Origin of the sequence: Ruegeria sp. HKCCA5839 (assembly GCF_013035585.1) — a bacterium.
In the GTDB taxonomy this organism is placed as follows: Bacteria; Pseudomonadota; Alphaproteobacteria; order Rhodobacterales; family Rhodobacteraceae; genus Ruegeria.
Genome location: NZ_WQIE01000002.1, coordinates 499,548 through 518,045, shown reverse-complemented (window position 1 = coordinate 518,045; position 18,498 = coordinate 499,548). Strand labels below are relative to the sequence as shown.

Sequence of the window (18,498 nt, the reverse complement as noted above, 5' to 3'; positions counted from 1 at the left end):
TTTGAACTCGCGCAAGCAGAGTTTCACAAAAATTGCACGATAAACCGCCCATAATTTAGGCAGTTTATGAATGGAGATCCCCATGAAAGTCGGTTGCCCCAAGGAAATCAAACCGCAGGAGTTTCGTGTCGGCATGACGCCAAACGCGGCGGGCGAAGCTGTGGCGCGCGGCCACGAAGTGATCATCGAAAGCGGTGCCGGACTGGGCGCAGGTTTCGACAATGACGCCTATGTTGCTGCTGGGGCCCGCATCGTCGATACGGCGGAAGAGGTGTTCGCGACCGCTGACATGATCGTCAAAGTCAAGGAACCGCAGGCGGTAGAGCGCAAGATGCTACGCGAGGGTCAGCTGCTGTTTACCTACCTGCACCTGGCACCCGACCCGGATCAGACCCATGATCTGCTTGCGTCGGGTTGCACGGCAATTGCCTATGAAACGGTTACGGATGCCTCAGGTGGCCTGCCGCTCTTGGCTCCGATGTCCGAGGTTGCCGGGCGTCTGGCCCCACAAGTCGGGTCATGGACCCTGCAAAAAGCCAATGGTGGGCGCGGCGTGCTGATGGGCGGTGTGCCCGGTGTTGGACCGGCGAAGGTTGTTGTTATCGGCGGCGGTGTTGTGGGGACACATGCGGCCAAGATCGCAGCCGGAATGGGGGCCGATGTTACGGTACTCGATCGGTCCCTGCCGCGTCTGCGGTATCTAGACGATGTCTTTGGTGCACAATTCAAGAACCGCTATTCGACCGCCGGGGCCACAGCCGAGTTGATTGCCGATGCCGATATGGTGATCGGTGCGGTGCTGATCCCTGGAGCAGCCGCGCCAAAACTGGTCTCGCGCGCGCAATTGTCGACAATGAAACCGGGCGCCGTTCTGGTGGATGTGGCCATTGACCAGGGCGGATGTTTTGAAACCTCAAGGGCAACGACCCACGCGGATCCGATCTATGAGGTCGACGGGATCATGCATTATTGCGTAGCCAATATGCCGGGTGCCGTGGCCCGCACGTCGACCATTGCTCTGGGCAACGCCACCATGCCGTTCATGCTGTCACTGGCAGACAAAGGCTGGAAGCAAGCCTGTCAGGATGATCCGCACCTGTTGGAAGGTCTGAATGTACACGCGGGGCAACTGACCTATTATGCAGTCGGTAAAGCCTTGGGGATCGACGTCGTGTCCCCGAACCTGGTGATCAAGCCGTAACACTCCCGCCGCTGAACGCTTCCACTGGCGTGGAAGCGCTACAGCGTTGGGCCAAGCGCCGCGCCAAGGGCGCGGCGCGGTTGCGCAAAACGGAAATACCACGCACATAAGCGCCAAGCGTCAGCGCGGCGCTGGGCCCAACCGGAAAAGGGTATTTCCAATACCCGTATGACGGGCGGGAGCTTACCCCTGTTTTTGTATTTCGACCGAATGCGGATAAGGGATCGACACACCTTTGGCATCAAAGGCCTCTTTCACCGCTTTGGTCAGTTCAAATTTCACGTCCCAATAGTCCGCAGCCGCGCACCAAAGCCGGGCGGTCAGATCAACCGAACTGTCCCCCAGATTGGTCACCCGCACCCAGGGTTCCGGATCGTCATGGATCCGTTCATCTGCCTTGGCGATATCCAGGATGATCTGCATCGCCTCATCGGCGCTATCGCCATAATCGATGCCAAAAACCAGATCGACGCGGCGCGTATCATGAGCAGAGTAGTTGGTGATGACCGACCCCCAGGCCTGACCATTGGGCACAATGATCTGCACATTGTCGGGTGTTACAAGTTCGGTCGTGAACAGATTGAGGTCTTTCACCGTCCCCGCAGTGCCACCGATATCCACAAACTGACCCAGCTTATAGGGTCGGAAAACCACCAGCATCACGCCAGCCGCCAGATCGCTCAAAGTACCCTGAAGCGCCAGACCGATGGCCAGCGACGCAGCACCCAATATAGCAACAATGCTTGTCGCCTGGATCCCGAAGATGCCCAGGACAGCCACAAGCACGATGGCCAGCAAGGCCCATTTCACGATGCTCGCGACAAAATTCCCTAATGTTGGATCGATTTGTGGCGTCGCGTTGATCCGTCTCCGAACCATGCCGCTAATGGCGCCTGCCAGTGTCCAACCGACAACCAAAACAATCAGCGCTTTTATTGCACTCAAGATAAGAGGCCCAAATGCGCCCACCTGTGCTGAGATCTCTTCCACCTGCATCTCCTCTGTCCAAACAAGCGAACCGCGCCCCGAGGCGCGGTTGTCTGCGGAAAGTCTGATCTATCGGAACACTTTTTTCTAGGGGAGTGATTGCGCATTTGGTCCCCTTTGTTCTTTAGCAAACATTCAGTGACCGATCATGCACAGAGTTGCGCCTGACGCGGCCCGCGAATCTTGCCAATCTACGCAGTAGACAAGCACACCAGGAGCAGACCAGATGAAAGACCTTTCAAGTTTCCCGATTATGGCCAGATGGCCTGCCAAAGACCCTTCGGTCTTACAGCTTTACTCCTACCCCACGCCAAACGGAGTCAAAGCTTCGATCATGTTGGAAGAAACCGGCCTTCCCTATGAGGCGCATCTGGTCACTTTGGCAGACTCTGATGTCAAAAGCCCCGAGTTCCTGTCTCTGAACCCCAACAACAAGATCCCTGCGATTATCGACCCTAACGGCCCGGACGGACAGTCCATCGGCCTTTTCGAAAGCGGTGCGATTCTGCTCTATCTGGCGGACAAGACAGGACAGTTCATAGGGCAAACGGCCGGGGATAAACACCGAATAACCCAATGGCTTATGTTCCAGATGGGTGGTGTGGGCCCGATGTTCGGCCAGCTTGGATATTTCCACAAATTTGCAGGCAACCAGATTGAAGATCCCCGCCCGCGTGAACGCTATATCAACGAGGCCAAGCGCCTTTTGAACGTTTTGAACACACAGCTGGCAGATCAAGATTGGATTGCCGGAGAGTATTCAATCGCGGACATGGCTCTGGCACCCTGGCTGAATGCGCTTGAGTATTACGGGACCAAAGACCTGGTTGAATGGGACAGCTACAGCAATCTGACGGCCTATCTCGACCGGTTCATGGACCGCCCTGCGGTCCAGCGGGGCAAATTGATCCCGGCGCAAAGCTAAAGAAAACCGAGGCGAGGGGCGCGCGCTCAGCGTCCCTGGCCGTGTTCACCTCGGAAGCTTTCCGGTCAGTACATAGCGCAGGATTTCAACAACTTGTGCAGGCTCTTCGGCCACCGCCAAAGCCGCAGCATCTACTTCTTTCAGCGCGTGCTGATGATCTGGGCCGTGCAGAACGATCAGCGATTTTCCGAGGGCCGCCGCATAGCCCGCATCAAACGCAGCATTCCACTGCTTGTATTTGTCACCAAACCGAACCACCACAACATCGGCATCAGCAATGCCTTTGCGGGTGCGGATCGCGTTCACCATCGCGCCCTTGTGGTCGTGCCAATACTTGTTGGTCTCGGCGCCGAGAATGGCAACCCCGCAATCGTCGCTGGCCCCGTGATCGGTGACCGGGCTGTTGAAAGTCACATCCAAACCCTCTGCGCCATCAATGATTTGATCACGCCAATCGGTGTGGATTTCTCCGGACAGGTATACGTTCAGGCCCATGTCATTCTCCGCTATTGCATCAGGCCCTGTTTAAAGCGTGCCCGTGCAAAGCCCAATGCGGAAACGACCTTTTGGTTGTACCTTTGTCACGTTTTGCGGGCGACCAGATACCGGGACGGAGGTGTCGCGGGGAAATTCCCGCTTTCGATGATCTCGAACCCGGCGTTTTCGATGGCCGACTCGAGCGTCTTGATATCCAGCTGATTGACAAAGGGCGCTTTGCCCAAAAGCTGCATCACCGGCAGCAACAGCTTCAACAGACCGAATTTGAACCCCAGACCGCCTTGGGCAAGACACGGCGTCTTTGAAATGAACAATCCGCCGGGCTTCACAACCTCATGTATCTGCGCAAGCGTGGCTTCCAGATCCTCCACCAGATGTAGAAGGTTGAAGGCCATTGCCACGTCGTAAGACCAATTCGGAGGGTGGCTCGCATCCGCCTCGACAAAAGCGACATTCTCGATCTCTTGTTCGGCGGCTAGTCTGCGGCCAACGGCCAACATCCCGGGGGACACATCGCTGGCTGTAATCGTGTCAACGTAGCCAGATAGACGCAGGGCCGTGCGCCCTGTGCCACAACCCAGTTCCAACACGTTGTCTTCCTTCTTCAGGTAGGAAACGGTTCTGTCCAGCGTGTGCTCATAGGCGGCCATATCCCGTATCGGCGAACGGGAATACTTTTCGGCCAAACCATCCCAAAACTTTGCTGCAGTGGTCATAAGAGGGGTCTCCTTTGAGCACACGATACCTATACACTGATCGAATATGAATTGCTCAAATTCGCAGAACACCTATACGTAAATGTATGGCTGGATTTGATTGGAACCACATTCGCGCGTTTCTCGCGACAGCTGAGACCGGGTCATTGTCCGCCGCCGCGCGCAAATTGGGGCAAACGCAGCCAACGCTCAGCCGTCAGGTGGCGGCGCTTGAGGATGACCTGGGTGTGATGCTGTTCGAACGCGTGGGCCGAACGCTTGAAATCACTCAGGCCGGGATCGAGCTCTTGGACCACACCAAAGCGATGGGTGAGGCCGCTGATCGTATCGCGCTGACCGCATCCGGGCAGTCCACGTCAATCGAAGGCCTTGTGCGCATCACGGCCAGCGACGTGATGTCCGCCTATATTCTGCCGGAGGTGTTAAAGATCCTGCGCTCCGAAGCCCCGCGCCTGCGAATCGAAGTGATCGCCTCGAACGACATACGTGACCTGATGCGGCGCGAGGCCGATATCGCAATCCGCCATGTCCGGCCCGAACAACCGGATCTGATTGCCAAGCTGATCCAGGATGCCACCGGATACTTCTATGCCGCGACCGATTACTTGGATCGAATGGGGCGACCGAAATCCAAATCGGATCTGGCAGATCATGAATTCATAAGTTTCGGCGACACAGATCAGATGATCGGCTATTTCAAACCGCTCGGTATACCCGTCGACCACGACAACTTTCGGCTCGGGTCACAAAACGGGATTGTTGCCTGGGAATACGCCAAACACGGGTTCGGGATCGCGCCAATGTCCGAGCATGTGGGCGACATGACCCCAGGGATGGAGCGCGTTTTGCCAGATATGGACCCGTTTCAGTTCCCTATCTGGCTGACCACGCATCGTGAGTTGCACACCAGTCGGCGTATCCGGTTGGTTTTTGACGTGCTGAGCGCGTTTTTCTCGAAATGAAAAGCGCGCTGATCACTCTCTGTTCCAATGGGTTCAGCCGCGCAGCACGCCACCTGTGGCTTTGCTCACTTTGGCGATGATCTTTTCGGCCACAGCCTCGATGTCTTTTTCTTTCAGCGTGGAGTCTGTCGGCTGCAGGCGCACGGTGATGGCCAAGGATTTCTTGCCCTCACCCAGGTTGCCACCGATGAACTCGTCAAAGACACGCACATCTTCGATCAAGGCTTTGTCGGCGCCTGCGGCGGCGTTCACCAGCGTCAACGCCTCGACGCCCTCATCAACGACAAAAGCAAAGTCACGCTCGACCGCTTGCAGATCGCGCAGTTCCAGCGCAGCGCGGGTGGCACCGGATTTACGCGGCATCGGGACTTCATCCGGCCAGATTGTGAAGGCCATAGCCGGGCCTTTGATGTCCATCGCCTGAAGGATACGCGGGTGCAATTCGCCAAAGACGCCCAAAACCTTCTTGGGGCCGAGACAAATCTTTCCATGACGCCCGGGATGCCACCATGCTTCACCATCGCGCAGGATCTGGACCTTGGCCGGAGCGCCAATGGCCGCCAGAACCGCCTCGGCATCGGCCTTTGCGTCGAACAGGTCGACCGCGCGTGACGCGCCCTGAACATCTTTGGGCCCGTTGCGCCCCACCAACAGGCCCGCAATCTGGGTTTTCTGGTCCCCTGGTTCGCCATCGTGAAAAACCGGGCCAACTTCGAACAGCGCCATATCGGCATAGCCGCGCGCCTGATTGCGCGCTGCGGCCTGCAACAGTCCGGGCAGCAGATCCGGGCGCATGTGGCTCATCTCGGATGAGATCGGGTTTTCCAGCTGCGTCGCCTCATCGCCGCCGCCGAACAGGGCGGCCGAGGCTTGATCAATGAAGGTGTAAGACACGCATTCATTATAGCCCAACGCCGCGCAGGTGCGCCGCGCCATCGACTGTCGCCGCTGGGTCGGGGTCATCACCGGTTTCGGAATGCCATCGCTCACGCGCGGCAGCGGCTTGCCTTCCAGCTTGGTCAGCGACGCAATCCGCGCGACCTCTTCCACCAGATCCGCCTCACCCATCACATCGGGCCGCCAGCTGGGTACATGGGCCATGTCACCGTCCAGACGGAACCCAAGACGGGTCAGTGTCTGGCGTTGATCGCTTTCGGGAATGTCCATCCCGACCAGAGACTGCACGCGCTCGGCATCCAGCTTATAGGCCCGCGCATGGTTCAGCGCTTTGCCTGCCTCAACCACGTTCGAAACCTCACCGCCGCAGATATCCAGGATCATCTGCGTCGCCTGCTCCAACCCTTCGCGGGTGTATTCCGGGTCAACACCGCGTTCAAAGCGATAGCGGGCGTCCGAGTTGATTTTCAGCGCCCGGCCCGTCAGAGCAATCTGCACGTGATCCCAGAACGCGCTTTCGAGAAAGACGTTCACAGTGTCTTCGGTACAGCCGGTTTCCTCACCGCCCATAATGCCCGCGATCGATTCCGGGCCCTTGTCGTCTGAGATCACCATCATGCCGGGCTGAAGGGTGTATTCCTTCTCATCCAGCGCCACCAGCGTTTCGCCACCTTTGGCGCGATGCACCCGCAGATTGCCCTGCACCTTGTCGGCATCAAACACATGCAGCGGGCGGTTGTGATCGAAGGTCATATAGTTGGTGATATCCACCAAAGCCGAGATCGGACGCAGGCCAATGGCCTTCAACTGATCCTGCAACCACTGAGGGCTGGGGCCGTTCTTGACACCCCGGATCAAACGCCCGGTGAAATGTGGGCAGCCGTCCAGTGTGTCTTCATCAATCGAAACCTTGATCGGGCTTTCGAAATCCCCCGGTACCGGCGCATAGTCGCGCTGTTTCAGCGTTCCGATGCCGCGTGCCGCCAAGTCGCGCGCGATGCCCTCAACGCCCAGTGCGTCCGGGCGGTTCGGCGTAATCGCAATCTCGATCATCGGGTCAACCTTGGACGGGTCGTTCTCGGCCAGCCAGTCGACAAACTGATCGCCAACCTCGCCCGAGGGCAGCTCGATGATGCCGTCATGTTCGTCCGACAGCTCCAACTCACGTTCCGAGGCCATCATGCCGAAGCTTTCGACACCCCGAATCTTGCCAACATTGATGGTGATATCCAGACCGGGGATATACATGCCCGGCTTGCAGACCACGACAGTGATGCCTGCGCGCGCATTGGGCGCACCGCAGATGATCTGCAAATCGCCTTCGTCGGTCGCGACGGTGCACACACGCAGCTTGTCCGCATCCGGGTGTTTCTCGGCCTGTTTCACATGGCCCAGCGTAAAGCCCGCCAGCCGGTCCGCCGGGTTCACGATTTCTTCGACCTCAAGACCAAGGTCGGTCAGCGCCTCGGCGATCTCATCAACCGAAGCATCCGTGTCGAGGTGGTCTTTCAACCAGGACAGAGTGAATTTCATTGCAGCGGGCCTTTTTGGGCAAACATCCGATTGGCACAGGCAATGGCAAAGATTGCACCAAGGTGCAAGCGCTGCGCGTCACGGATAGGTGGGGGTGCGGCCCAAAAGTTCGTCCAACTGCCGTCCGATCCAGCCATGGGGGATGAAATGCCCGCCGGGATGGGTGTCCAGCACCACCTGCCCTTGCGCGCAATCCGTCCATTCCACACGGCTGAGGGTCAGGAACGGCTCGACATTCCAATCCCCGCGCGGCGTTGCACCGTTACAGCTGTATTTCGCACGCCAGAGCGCCACCGGATAGGTCGTATCCCCGCCCGGGCCAAAGGGAAAATCCATCACCGTATCATCCAGCCCGTGTACGTGGCGCGCCTCGGCCGGGGCTTCGGGGCAGGATTCGGTTTGCGGGATCGAGCCCGCAACGCCCAGCAACGCCGCAACGTCATTGCCGGACTGGCAAACATAGCGCCACGCCATCGCGCCGCCAAAGGAATAGCCCGAGACAAAGACGCGTTCGGGATCAATCGGATAGCGCTTGGCCACATCCTCCAGCACCGCATCGGCAAAAGGCACGTCATCGGTGTCAGAGGTCCAGAAATTCCAAGTCTTGCGCAGCCCGTTCGGGGCCACCAGCAACACGCCCCGCAGCTTGGTCGCACCCGCGATACGTTCGTGATTGACGACTACATTGCCCTGCCGCGCCCAGCCGTGGAAATGCATCAGCACCGGCAGAGGCGTCTCGCCGTCCCAGCCCTCGGGCTCCAGCACATGGTACGAGCGGTCGCCCAGTTCACAGGCCGTATCGCCATGGCAATCGGTGTTCCAGGGGCCCATGGCCAGGGCGGGGGTTGCTGTCAGCAGCAGCAAGCAAAGCAGTCGATAGATCATGAGGCGACCCTACCCAGACCGCTCCAGATGTCACGTCAAAAGCTTGTGCGTGTCTGTAACAAGCCGCGCTATCGCCAGACCGCGGGGTGGCGAAGCTTGGGCTGAGTTAGGCACTTTATGCCAGCCAAGTCCGCGCTCTGTCCGAGCGTTGCGCTGGTGGAGAAAAATCGCCAGCCCGTGCGGGCGGTGTCGTCCATTGGGCTTGAACCAATGGCGCCGCAATGAACGACCGATAGCGCGGCGGCCTATCGGCCTTGTTCCGTGCTGACTACTTTCGGAAACCCTTCAAGAGCTTTCGTGTTTTCTGGAGCTGCTCATACTGGTCTTGGCGAATGGTTGTTTCCTTCATCCAGACTTTCCCAGCGATCTGTAAAAAGTGGAGTACAGGCAGCAAGACGAAGGCGCTAAACAAATAGCCGAACAATTCCCCGCCGAACCCAAAAGCCAGAAGCATCGCAACAAAACAGAGCGCGAACAATCCGATAATTTGCCACAACCGAATACCTTTAGCACGTCGATTGCACCAATCCACATAACGCGCCAAGTACACGCCCAGTAGGTGCACCTATCTACTCAAACCACCATGCAAATTCGGCATATCCAGCGCTGCGAACCCGTAGTGCCTCAGCCAGCGCAGATCGCTATCAAAGAAGGCCCGCAAATCAGGGATGCCGTATTTCAGCATCGCCAGACGGTCGATCCCAATCCCGAACGCAAAGCCCTGATAGACGTCAGGATCGATCCCACCGGCGGCGATTACCTTGGGGTGGACCATGCCCGAGCCCAGGATCTCCATCCAGTCGTCGCCCTCGCCGATCTTCAGCTGACCGTTATCCCAGGAACAGCGGATATCAACCTCAGCCGACGGCTCGGTGAAGGGGAAGTGTGAGGCGCGGAAGCGCAGTTCGACGTCATCGACCTCGAAAAACGCTTTCACAAACTCTTCCAGAACCCATTTCAGGTTCGCCATCGAGATGTCTTTGTCGATGGCCAGCCCTTCGACCTGATGGAACATCGGTGTGTGGGTCTGGTCATAGTCGGCACGATAGACGCCACCCGGACAGATCACGCGGATCGGCGCGCCCTGTTTCTCCATCGACCGGATCTGCACCGGCGAGGTATGGGTGCGCAGCACATGTGGCGGGCGGTTGTCGCCTTCGGCGCGGTGCATATAGAACGTGTCCATCTCGGCCCGCGCGGGGTGGTGGCCGGGAATGTTCAACGCGTCGAAATTGTACCAGTCGGTTTCGATCCGCGGCCCTTCGGCCACCGAAAAGCCCAGTTCGGCAAAGATCGCAGTCAGCTCCTCAGTCGCCTGGCTGATCGGGTGGATCGAGCCCTGACGGCGCGGGCGGGTCGGCAGGGTGACGTCCAGCCATTCGGTGCGCAGTCTTTCATCCAAAGCGGCATCAGCGAGGGCTGCCTTCTTTGCCGACAGCGCCGAGTTGATCTCATCTTTCAAAGCATTCAGCGCGGGGCCAGCCACCTGCCGTTCCTCGGGCGTCATCTTGCCCAGCTCGCGCATTTTCAGCGCGACCTCACCCTTTTTGCCAACGGCTGCAAGGCGGATTGCTTCAAGCGCGTCTTCATCGCCCGCATCCGCGATCTGCCCCAGATATTTTGCCTTAAGATCGTCCATGACGTATTCCGAAACCGGCCTGTTCAATTTGGTCGAGAACCTGCTATCGGCCAACGCCTGTGAATGCAACCCGGCGCAGACGGCTCAGTAACTGTATTCAGGATAAATCCGGGTCAGATCACCGTTCCAGTCGCCGTGATAATGTTCAAGCAGCTCATCCGCCGGAACCTGACCGGTTTCGATACTGTCTTTCAGCGCGTTCAGGAAATGGGTCTCATCCTGCACCAATCCCCCGGCACCGGGGCGTGCGCGGGCTTTCAACCCCGCATCGGCAATACTGACCACTTCGCGAGCCAGATCGTGCATGTTGAGGCCACCCACCTGCGCCTGCAGACCATGGGTCGCGGCCTGAACGCGCAGCTCCTCGCGGGTTTCCGCATCCCAACCTTTGACCAGATCCCAGGCTGCATCCAGCGCACCCTGATCATAGGTCAAACCAACCCAAAAGGCCGGCAAGGCGCACAGGCGGCGCCACGGGCCACCATCTGCGCCGCGCATCTCCATGAACTTCTTGATCCGCGCTTCAGGGAAAGCGGTGGTCAGGTGATCGGCCCAGTCGCTCAGCGTAGGTGTCTCGCCGGGTAAAGCGGGCAGTTTACCCTCAAGGAAATCCCGGAAGGACTGACCCAACGCGTCGATATATTTCCCGTCGCGATAGACGAAATACATGGGCACATCCAACGCGTATTCGACCCAGCGTTCGAACCCGAAACCGTCTTCGAAAACAAAGGGCAGCATCCCGGTGCGCGCATCATCCAGATGCCGCCAGATATAGCTGCGCCAGCTTTTCTGACCGTTGGGCTTGCCTTCAAAGAACGGCGAATTGGCAAAGAGAGCGGTTGCCACCGGCTGCAAAGCCAACGCAACGCGCAGTTTCTGCACCATGTCGGCCTCGGACCCGAAGTCGATATTGACCTGAACGGTGCAGGTCCGGCGCATCATGGCACGGCCCATAGTGCCGACTTTCTCCATATAGTCGTTCATCAGCAGATAACGCCCTTTGGGCATCAACGGCATGTCTTCATGAGACCAGATCGGTGCTGCGCCCAGCCCGATAAAGCCCACACCGATCTTGTCCGAGATGTCTTTGACATCGCGCAGATGGGCGTTCACCTCGTCACAGGTCTCATGGATCGTTTCCAGCGGCGCGCCAGACAGCTCCAGCTGACCACCAGGTTCCAACGAGACATTGGCCCCGTCTTTCTGCAGGCCGATCAGCTTGCCGTTTTCTTCCAGCGGCTCCCAGCTGTGCAAGTCGCGCAGGCCCTGCAATACCGCCAGAATCGAGCGTTTGCCCTCATAGGGCAGCGGCTTGAGCGTATCCTTGCAATAGCCGAACTTCTCGTGCTCGGTGCCGATGCGCCAATCTTGCTTGGGCTTGCACCCCGATTCCAGATATTCGGCCAGTTGTTCATGGCGTTCGATCGGACCGCCGCCGGACTGAGGGATGGACATGAACCGTGCTCCGATCCTGCTGTGTCTGTCTTTGGGCCAGTGGTGGGCTCAAATGAACCAAGTGTCAATGGAGGGTCAAATGGGGTGGGCGCGATGGCCTGCGTTCCCAAATGATCACCGGATGCAACGCGCCGCCGTTCAATTCCGACAACATTTGCTCGGTTTTCAGCCCCGGCAGGCTGGAAAACACATCGAACAGAGCTTCGGCCCCTTCAGCATTCACAGGAATGTGAACCGTCGGCTGACCGTCTTGTTCGAGAATCCAATGGGCCGGACTGAAGGTGGGATCCAGCGCCAGCCTTTCGATTTCGCGTGCTGCGATGATGCCTCCGTTGAGCGGACCCAGATAGGTGATCTGGCCTTCATCTATTGTGACAACGCCCGGCCCACCGGCACCGGTGCGAAAGCGCACGCGTTGAAAACCGATGACCGCAAGAGCAATCGCGACTGCAACCAAGACCCAGCCCAACCAACCCAACAAACCACCGGGACCGGAAATCCAGCTGAGGCCAACGATCAGGACAACCCCGGCTGCCAGAACTTCGCGCCAGCGCCACAAGGCCATTTTGGCTTCGGGTCGAATAAAACTCATGTCATCACCTGTTCTGGATTCTGCAACAGGGCAATCCGGTACCAGCCCACCTGCTGAAACCCGATTGCCTCATAGACGCGGGCAGCGGGCGGGTTGTTGGCAAACAATATAGCCCAGCGCGCACCTTGGGATCGGGCCCTTTTCATCAGGGCAAGCGTGACCTGACGGCCCAATCCACGTGTCCTGTCGTGGCGCGGCACAAATACTCCGCCAACCTGGATTTGATCTGCGACAGATGCGTTGACCGCCGCCATTGCAACCGGCTTGTCCTGCTCCAAAAGAACGATGGTACGCTGCCCTTGCAATTCGGATTGGAACCGAGCCACGGCCATGGTCTGTGCCTCTTCCCCATTCGCTTGCCCGGTATCGGCAAAATAGTCGGCGAACCATGCTTCGATCAAAGGTGCATCTGTCGGTATCAGAGTCCGCGCCGGAGCTGCGCAATCTGGCGCTTTCTGAAGGTCAATCCGATAGAGTGGCTCGTCATCGAACAATCGATAATCCGCGCCACCAAGACCCAATGCGTCGAGTGTAAGCTGAACCTGTGGCGCCACTCCGGTCATGCCCAACACCGTTTCGCCCGCAATCGCCTTGGCAAAACCCGCAGCGGCTTCGGGCTCGCATCCGGGCAGCTGAGCCATCAGGTAACCCTTTTTTGTCAAGCCAAAGACACCTTCGATCTGACCCGTGCCCCAGATGAAATACCGGGAGGAGTGTTCAGAGGCACCAAACCCGACCCCGTGCTGCGACAGGTTGCTGCGCAGAAACATCGACGTCTCGGGATACTGCGATAGGTAATCTTCAAGCGCAGGTGCATCCGCGGGTACTGCTTCGCGGATCATGCCCAATCTCCCAAAGCCTGCTGCCATAAGGTCATCGCCGCCACTGCGGCTGTGTCAGCGCGTAGGATGCGCGGGCCCAGACTGACCACATGGGCAAAAGGCAAGCCGGTCAGCCGCGAGCGTTCAAGGTCGGAAAACCCGCCTTCCGGCCCGATCAGAATGGCCCAGGGCTGGCCTTTCTCGCGCGCGGCGAGGCGTAGGGCCGAACCCGCCTCGGCCTCATCGCAGAACATCAACTGGCGGCCTGCGGGCCATGTGTCAAGAAGGCGATCCAACCGTTCCAGCGCAGCCACCTCGGGCACATAGGTGCCACCGCATTGCTCGGCAGCTTCAACCGCGTGCGCCTGCAAGCGATCTTGGCGGATGCGTTCCGAATTGGTGAACTCAGTCTGTACGGGCAGGATGCGCGCAGCGCCCATTTCCGCCGCTTTTTCAACGATAAAATCGGTGCGCGCTTTCTTGATTGGCGCAAACAGCAACCAAAGATCCGGTGGCAATTGCAGCGGCTTGGTTTGCGTTTGGCACGTCAAAAGGCCAGCGCGCTTTCCAGCCTCGGCAACCTCGGTCAGCCATTCACCGTCTTTTCCGTTGAACACCGAAACCGAGGCACCCACGGTCAGACGCATCACCCCAAACAGGTAATGCGCCTGGTCACGCGACAAAGGAACGGATTGCCCTGCCCCAAGTGGCTGATCTACATACAGTCTGACTTTTGCACTCATGAGGCCTTACATATGCAAGGCAATGCCCCAACACCAGATGGTCAAGTCGCTGATGCGGTGCCCGACAATTGGGTTGACCGATACGCCCCTGCGTTCAGCCGCCCCTATCTGCGGCTCAGCCGGGCGGACCGGCCCATCGGGACATGGTTATTGCTGATCCCATGCTGGTGGGGCTTGGCACTGGCCATTCTCAGCGACGGCGCGGCACGGTTCGAGGACATCTGGATCGCCATTGGCTGCGCCATCGGAGCCTTCCTGATGCGCGGCGCGGGCTGTACCTGGAACGATATCACTGACCGCGAGTTTGACGGACAGGTCGAACGCACACGGTCGCGTCCCATCCCTTCGGGGCAGGTGAGTGTACGTCAGGCGGTGATCTGGATGGTGCTGCAATGTCTGCTGGCGCTGGGTGTATTGCTGACCTTCAATCAGGCCGCCATTGCCATGGGCGTGCTGTCCCTGTTGCCGGTTACGCTCTATCCGTTTGCCAAACGCTTTACCTGGTGGCCGCAGGTGTTTTTGGGCCTGGCCTTCAACTGGGGCGCATTGTTGGCCTGGGCGGCGCATACCGGAACGGTCGGATCCCCGGCGATCATGCTGTATCTGTCGGGCATCGCCTGGACACTGTTCTACGACACGATCTATGCCCATCAGGACGCCGAAGATGATGAGCTTGTCGGCATCAAATCCACCGCACGCCTTTTCGGAACGGATACCGCCAAGTGGCTCAAGTACTTTCTGGTGGCAACGGTGACGTGCATGGCGCTGGCGGTCATTGATGCAGGGTTGAACGTGGCTTCGGGCCCTGCCCTGTTTTTGGCGCTGGCCGGGCCTTGGGCCATGGGCTGGCATCTGGCCTGGCAATTGCGCGGCCTGGACATCGAAGACAACGACAAACTGCTGCAACTGTTTCGCGCCAATCGCGACACCGGCCTAATTCCGCTGATCTTCTTCTGCATTGCCCTGCTGCTTTGATTGCACCCCGACGCGCGTGGATATATGAGTGCGGTCCATCCGTTAGGGGGAGACTCGGTTCATCACATGCGACTGCCGTATTTCATCGTTGCGATTGTGATATTCGCGCTATCCGCGGCTCTGTCATATGTCGGGGCCGGATACGCGGTCACCAAGATCGAGGAAGAATCCGAATTTGCCGTTCGTCGCGCCCTGAACCTGGACGGTCACGATTGGGCCGAGGTGCAATCTGACGGGTTGCGCGTTGTTCTGACCGGGACCGCCCCCGATGAAGCAACCCGTTTTGCCGCCCTGACCTCTGCAGGGCGCGAGGTCGACACTTCGCGCGTCATAGACGAAATGGAAGTCGAACCCACTGCCGATCTGACCCCGCCACGCTTTTCCGCCGAAATCCTGCGCAATGACAGCGGCATCTCGATCATCGGGCTTGTCCCCGGTGCTATGGCGCGTGGCGATCTGGTCGAACGGCTGAATGCGGTGGCCCCCGGCACATCCGTGTCCGACCTTATGGAAAGCGCTGACTATCCGGTGCCCAAAGGCTGGGACGAGGCCATCGACTATGCGGTTTCATCCCTGATCCGTTTGCCGCGTGCCAAGATTTCGGCCAGCCCCGGTCTGGTCAGGATCACCGCGATTGCAGAAAGCCAACGCGAGAAGGACCGGCTTGAACAGGAACTCACGCGTGCCGCGCCGCCCAGCTTGCGGCTGGGCCTGTCAATCTCGGCTCCACGCCCTGTCATCACGCCTTTCACCCTTCGCTTTCTGATCGACGACAATGGCGCAAGGTTCGACGCCTGTTCAGCCCAGGACGAGGTTGCGCGCGATGCGATTGTTCAGGCAGCGCAAAACGCGGGTATGGATGAAACCTATAGCTGCACGATCGGGCTGGGCGTGCCCTCGCCCAATTGGGCCTTGGCCAGCGTGCAAAGCATAAACGCGGTGAAAGAACTGGGCCGGGGCTCGGTCACCCTGTCCGACGCTGACATCACCCTGATCGCAGCCAAGGGCACAAACCCCGCCCAGTTCGACCGCGTGGTGGGCGAGCTGGAAAACGCGCTGCCATCGGTCTTTGCCCTGCATGCCGTTCTTCCCGAGCCCGAGGTCGAAGAGCAAGTCGGCCCACCCGAGTTTTCCGCCACGCGCAGCCCCGAAGGCCTGGTTCAGCTGCGCGGTCGGGTCGGTGATGAAACCCTGCGCGACATGACCGACAGCTTTTCGCGCGCAGCCTTTGGCTTTGAACAGGTCCATACGGCCACCCGCATCGCACCTGATTTGCCGCCAGACTGGCCCATCCGCGTGTTGGCCGGGCTCGAGGCATTGGCTCAATTGAATAACGGTGCGCTGACGGTGACGCCCGACACCCTGGATCTATCCGGCATAACCCACGACCAAGGAGCCCGGGCACGAATCGCGGGCCTGCTTTCAGAAAAACTGGGCGATGCTCAGGACTTCACCCTGTCGATCACCTATGTCGAGCCGCCAAAGCCCGAAGACGCTCTGCCCGACCCCGAGCTCTGTGAAGCACAGATCGCCGAAGTTCAGACTGGTGCGAAGATCGCCTTTGAACCGGGATCGGCCACCATTTCCGAAACCTCGCGCGATACCGTTAATCAGATTGCGGATATCCTGCGCGAATGCGGCCCGATCCGGTTGGAAATTCAGGGCCATACCGACAGTCAGGGCCGGGAAGAAATGAACCAGCAGCTCAGCCAGGCCCGGGCGCAATCGATCCTGAACGAGCTGCGCGGGCGGCGTATCCCGACCTCCAGCTATTCTGCGGTCGGTTATGGTGAAACTCAGCCCATCGCCGACAACGACACCGAAGAAGGGCGGGAAGAGAACCGGCGGATCGAATTCCGGCTGATCCGGCCCGAATCCATCGAATCGACCGAAACCGCGCTAGAGGCGATGGAGGCAGACACCGACGCCCCGGAAGAGACTACCGAGGACGCGGATCCGGATGCAGGAGATCAATAAGTGAACCGCCAAGAATTCATCATCGCCACCGCCGTCATCCTGTTTGCCGCCTTTTGCATGGGTTGGTTCGCCAACTGGCTGGCCCACCGCCTGTCCCGCGTCCGGCAAAGCGACGTGGCCGATCTGGACCGCATGAGCCAGGAGTTGCACGAAGCCGAAGAAACCCGCGATCAGGCGATCACGTATTTGCAACAACGCGAGGCGGAACTGTCCAACCAGCTCAGCCAGGTCGAAGCCGAACTGGCCGCCGCCATGGAAGGCCTGCGTACTACACGCCAAGAGGCCGAAGAACTGCGCGAACGTCTGAACAACGCGGATTGACCGCGTCTACCACCGGCTCAGCGCGTCTTCGTCCTCGTCTTTGGCGGCGACCCATTCAGCGCCTGCGCGTGTGATTTCCTTTTTCCAGAACGGTGCGCGGGATTTGAGGTAATCCATCAGGAACTCTGCCGCCTCAAACGCGTCCTTGCGGTGGGGTGAGGCTGTCGCGACCATCATGATTCGGTCACCTGGGGCCAGTCGTCCGTGGCGGTGGATGATCAGAACGTCCCCCAAAGACCACCGCGCCATCGCATCCTCAGCAATCTTGGTCAGCGCGCGTTCGGTCATGCCGGGATAGTGCTCGATTTCCATCACATCCATGTCGCCCGAAGCCAGATCACGCACGACGCCGGTGAAGGTCACGATAGCTCCGTTTGCGTTATCGCCCGCGGCGAAGGCATTTGCCTCGGCCCCCAGATCGAACGGGGCTTCCTGAACCGCGATACGCATCAGATCAACCGCCCGTCATGGGTGGGAAGAACGCAACCTCGCGGACGCCAGCCAGGGGCGCATCAAAGTCCGACAGCTCCTGATCCAGTGCCACACGCAGGGCCGAAAGATCGGCAAAGGCCGCAGCATAGCGATCTTCGCGGGCGCTGAGTTCAGCCACCAGATCACCTACCGTGGCTGCCTGTGTTTCGATCCGTTCTTTCGGCAGGCCGATCCGTTCGCGTACCCAGGCAAAATACAGCACGTCCATCCCTAGCTCTCCTTCAGATGCGGCAAGGCCTTACGTAGGTAATCATAGCCGGTGATCAATGTCAGAGCTGCCGCCAGTAAGAGCAGCCACAGACCGATCTGGCCCGACCAATACATGCCGTTGGCGTTCCAACGCAATCCGTTCACATCCTCGACCTGACCGGACAGAACTTGTTCGACCAGCGCGGCATCCATACCAAAGCTGGCCATAACTGCGTAATGTTCAAAAATGCCCTGCGAGAATAGCACAGCGATGGCCACCATCTGCGTGGTGGTTTTCCATTTTGCCAATTTCGTGACCTTCAGCGTGCCCGCCACATCCCCCAGATATTCCCGCAGGCCCGAGACAAAGACCTCACGAAACAGGATCACTGTCGCGGGCAGAACCAGCCATGGGGTCCAGCTGTCTTGCGAATAGCCAACGATGATCATCAGCGCGATGACCACCATGGCTTTGTCGGCAATAGGGTCCAGCATGGCGCCGATCTTGGTTTCCTGTTTCCACGCCCGCGCAAGATATCCATCGAACCAATCGGTGATCGCGGCAGTCAGAAACAGGATCAGAGCGAACCAATCGGCATAAGGCCGAGTGAAATACAAAAACATCACGGCCAGACCGGGCGCGGCCAGCAAACGCAAAACGGTCAGGATATTCGGCAAGTTCCACTTCAT

19 protein-coding genes are annotated in these 18,498 nt (G+C 58.9%); 6 read left to right on the top strand and 13 right to left on the bottom strand.

All coding sequences use genetic code 11. The annotated features are described in order from the left end of the window. Positions 1–82: 82 nt before the first annotated feature. Entirely contained in the window at positions 83–1,201 is a 1,119-nt protein-coding gene (ald, locus tag GOV38_RS08060; protein ID WP_171209025.1) for an alanine dehydrogenase, read from the top strand. A gap of 183 nt (positions 1,202–1,384) precedes the next feature. Here ald and GOV38_RS08055 read toward each other — a convergent pair whose 3' ends face one another. Next, on the bottom strand, positions 1,385–2,197 hold the full coding sequence (locus tag GOV38_RS08055) for a mechanosensitive ion channel family protein (RefSeq protein WP_174838693.1): 813 nt from the start codon (positions 2,195–2,197) through the stop codon (positions 1,385–1,387). A 217-nt stretch (positions 2,198–2,414) separates the two neighbouring features. Here GOV38_RS08055 and GOV38_RS08050 point away from each other — a divergent pair, with 217 nt between their 5' ends. Beyond that, positions 2,415–3,113 (top strand): glutathione S-transferase family protein, encoded by a 699-nt coding sequence (locus GOV38_RS08050; protein WP_171131014.1) that lies wholly within the window; start codon positions 2,415–2,417, stop codon positions 3,111–3,113. Positions 3,114–3,158: 45 nt separating this feature from the next. Here the strand turns inward: GOV38_RS08050 and GOV38_RS08045 are convergent, their stop codons facing one another. Together GOV38_RS08045 and GOV38_RS08040 are read right to left on the bottom strand one after the other, a co-directional pair. Beyond that, positions 3,159–3,608, bottom strand: a complete 450-nt coding sequence (locus GOV38_RS08045; protein WP_171100804.1) for a YtoQ family protein — start codon at positions 3,606–3,608, stop codon at positions 3,159–3,161. A gap of 86 nt (positions 3,609–3,694) precedes the next feature. Beyond that, a complete protein-coding gene (locus tag GOV38_RS08040; RefSeq protein ID WP_171100802.1) occupies positions 3,695–4,327 on the bottom strand; it encodes a class I SAM-dependent methyltransferase in 633 nt (210 codons plus the stop codon). Positions 4,328–4,413: 86 nt separating this feature from the next. On the opposite strand from GOV38_RS08040, the gene GOV38_RS08035 reads away from it, so the two are divergent. Further along, complete coding sequence (locus GOV38_RS08035) at positions 4,414–5,289, top strand: LysR family transcriptional regulator (protein WP_171209027.1); 876 nt, start codon at positions 4,414–4,416, stop codon at positions 5,287–5,289. 33 nt (positions 5,290–5,322) lie between these two features. Here the strand turns inward: GOV38_RS08035 and pheT are convergent, their stop codons facing one another. From pheT to GOV38_RS08000, 7 genes are all read right to left on the bottom strand, one after another. Beyond that, positions 5,323–7,719, bottom strand: a complete 2,397-nt coding sequence (gene pheT, locus GOV38_RS08030; protein WP_171209028.1) for a phenylalanine--tRNA ligase subunit beta — start codon at positions 7,717–7,719, stop codon at positions 5,323–5,325. Between the two features lie 78 nt (positions 7,720–7,797). Next, positions 7,798–8,604: a PHB depolymerase family esterase gene (locus GOV38_RS08025; protein ID WP_171209029.1), complete on the bottom strand. Its 807-nt coding sequence runs from the start codon at positions 8,602–8,604 to the stop codon at positions 7,798–7,800. A gap of 565 nt (positions 8,605–9,169) precedes the next feature. Beyond that, positions 9,170–10,243 carry a phenylalanine--tRNA ligase subunit alpha gene (gene pheS / locus GOV38_RS08020; RefSeq protein WP_171131026.1) on the bottom strand — a complete coding sequence of 358 codons (1,074 nt, stop codon included), beginning with the start codon at positions 10,241–10,243 and terminating at the stop codon, positions 9,170–9,172. Between the two features lie 84 nt (positions 10,244–10,327). Continuing rightward, a complete protein-coding gene (locus GOV38_RS08015; RefSeq protein WP_171209030.1) occupies positions 10,328–11,698 on the bottom strand; it encodes a glutamate--cysteine ligase in 1,371 nt (456 codons plus the stop codon). Positions 11,699–11,762: 64 nt separating this feature from the next. Then, positions 11,763–12,290 carry a hypothetical protein gene (locus GOV38_RS08010; RefSeq protein ID WP_171131030.1) on the bottom strand — a complete coding sequence of 176 codons (528 nt, stop codon included), beginning with the start codon at positions 12,288–12,290 and terminating at the stop codon, positions 11,763–11,765. Then, positions 12,287–13,132, bottom strand: coding sequence for a GNAT family N-acetyltransferase (locus GOV38_RS08005; RefSeq protein ID WP_171209031.1), 846 nt, complete (start codon positions 13,130–13,132; stop codon positions 12,287–12,289). The genes GOV38_RS08010 and GOV38_RS08005 overlap by 4 nt, the downstream gene beginning before the upstream one ends. Beyond that, positions 13,129–13,854, bottom strand: coding sequence for a 16S rRNA (uracil(1498)-N(3))-methyltransferase (locus GOV38_RS08000; protein WP_171209032.1), 726 nt, complete (start codon positions 13,852–13,854; stop codon positions 13,129–13,131). The genes GOV38_RS08005 and GOV38_RS08000 overlap by 4 nt, the downstream gene beginning before the upstream one ends. A 12-nt stretch (positions 13,855–13,866) precedes the next feature. On the opposite strand from GOV38_RS08000, the gene ubiA reads away from it, so the two are divergent. From ubiA to GOV38_RS07985, 3 genes are all read left to right on the top strand, one after another. After that, on the top strand, positions 13,867–14,829 hold the full coding sequence (ubiA, locus tag GOV38_RS07995; protein ID WP_171209033.1) for a 4-hydroxybenzoate octaprenyltransferase: 963 nt from the start codon (positions 13,867–13,869) through the stop codon (positions 14,827–14,829). A gap of 66 nt (positions 14,830–14,895) precedes the next feature. Continuing rightward, the gene (locus GOV38_RS07990) at positions 14,896–16,806 is read left to right on the top strand and encodes an OmpA family protein (RefSeq protein WP_171209034.1); all 1,911 of its coding nucleotides are present in this window, start codon (positions 14,896–14,898) and stop codon (positions 16,804–16,806) included. Then, the gene (locus tag GOV38_RS07985) at positions 16,807–17,127 is read left to right on the top strand and encodes a hypothetical protein (RefSeq protein ID WP_171100779.1); all 321 of its coding nucleotides are present in this window, start codon (positions 16,807–16,809) and stop codon (positions 17,125–17,127) included. Between the two features lie 6 nt (positions 17,128–17,133). Here GOV38_RS07985 and GOV38_RS07980 read toward each other — a convergent pair whose 3' ends face one another. From GOV38_RS07980 to pgsA, 3 genes are read right to left on the bottom strand one after another with little or no spacing between them, the layout of a single operon-like run. Next, complete coding sequence (locus GOV38_RS07980; RefSeq protein WP_171209035.1) at positions 17,134–17,577, bottom strand: molybdenum cofactor biosynthesis protein MoaE; 444 nt, start codon at positions 17,575–17,577, stop codon at positions 17,134–17,136. A 4-nt stretch (positions 17,578–17,581) separates the two neighbouring features. Then, entirely contained in the window at positions 17,582–17,827 is a 246-nt protein-coding gene (moaD, locus tag GOV38_RS07975; RefSeq protein WP_171100775.1) for a molybdopterin converting factor subunit 1, read from the bottom strand. Positions 17,828–17,829: 2 nt separating this feature from the next. Next, positions 17,830–18,498 (bottom strand): CDP-diacylglycerol--glycerol-3-phosphate 3-phosphatidyltransferase, encoded by a 669-nt coding sequence (gene pgsA / locus GOV38_RS07970; RefSeq protein ID WP_171100773.1) that lies wholly within the window; start codon positions 18,496–18,498, stop codon positions 17,830–17,832.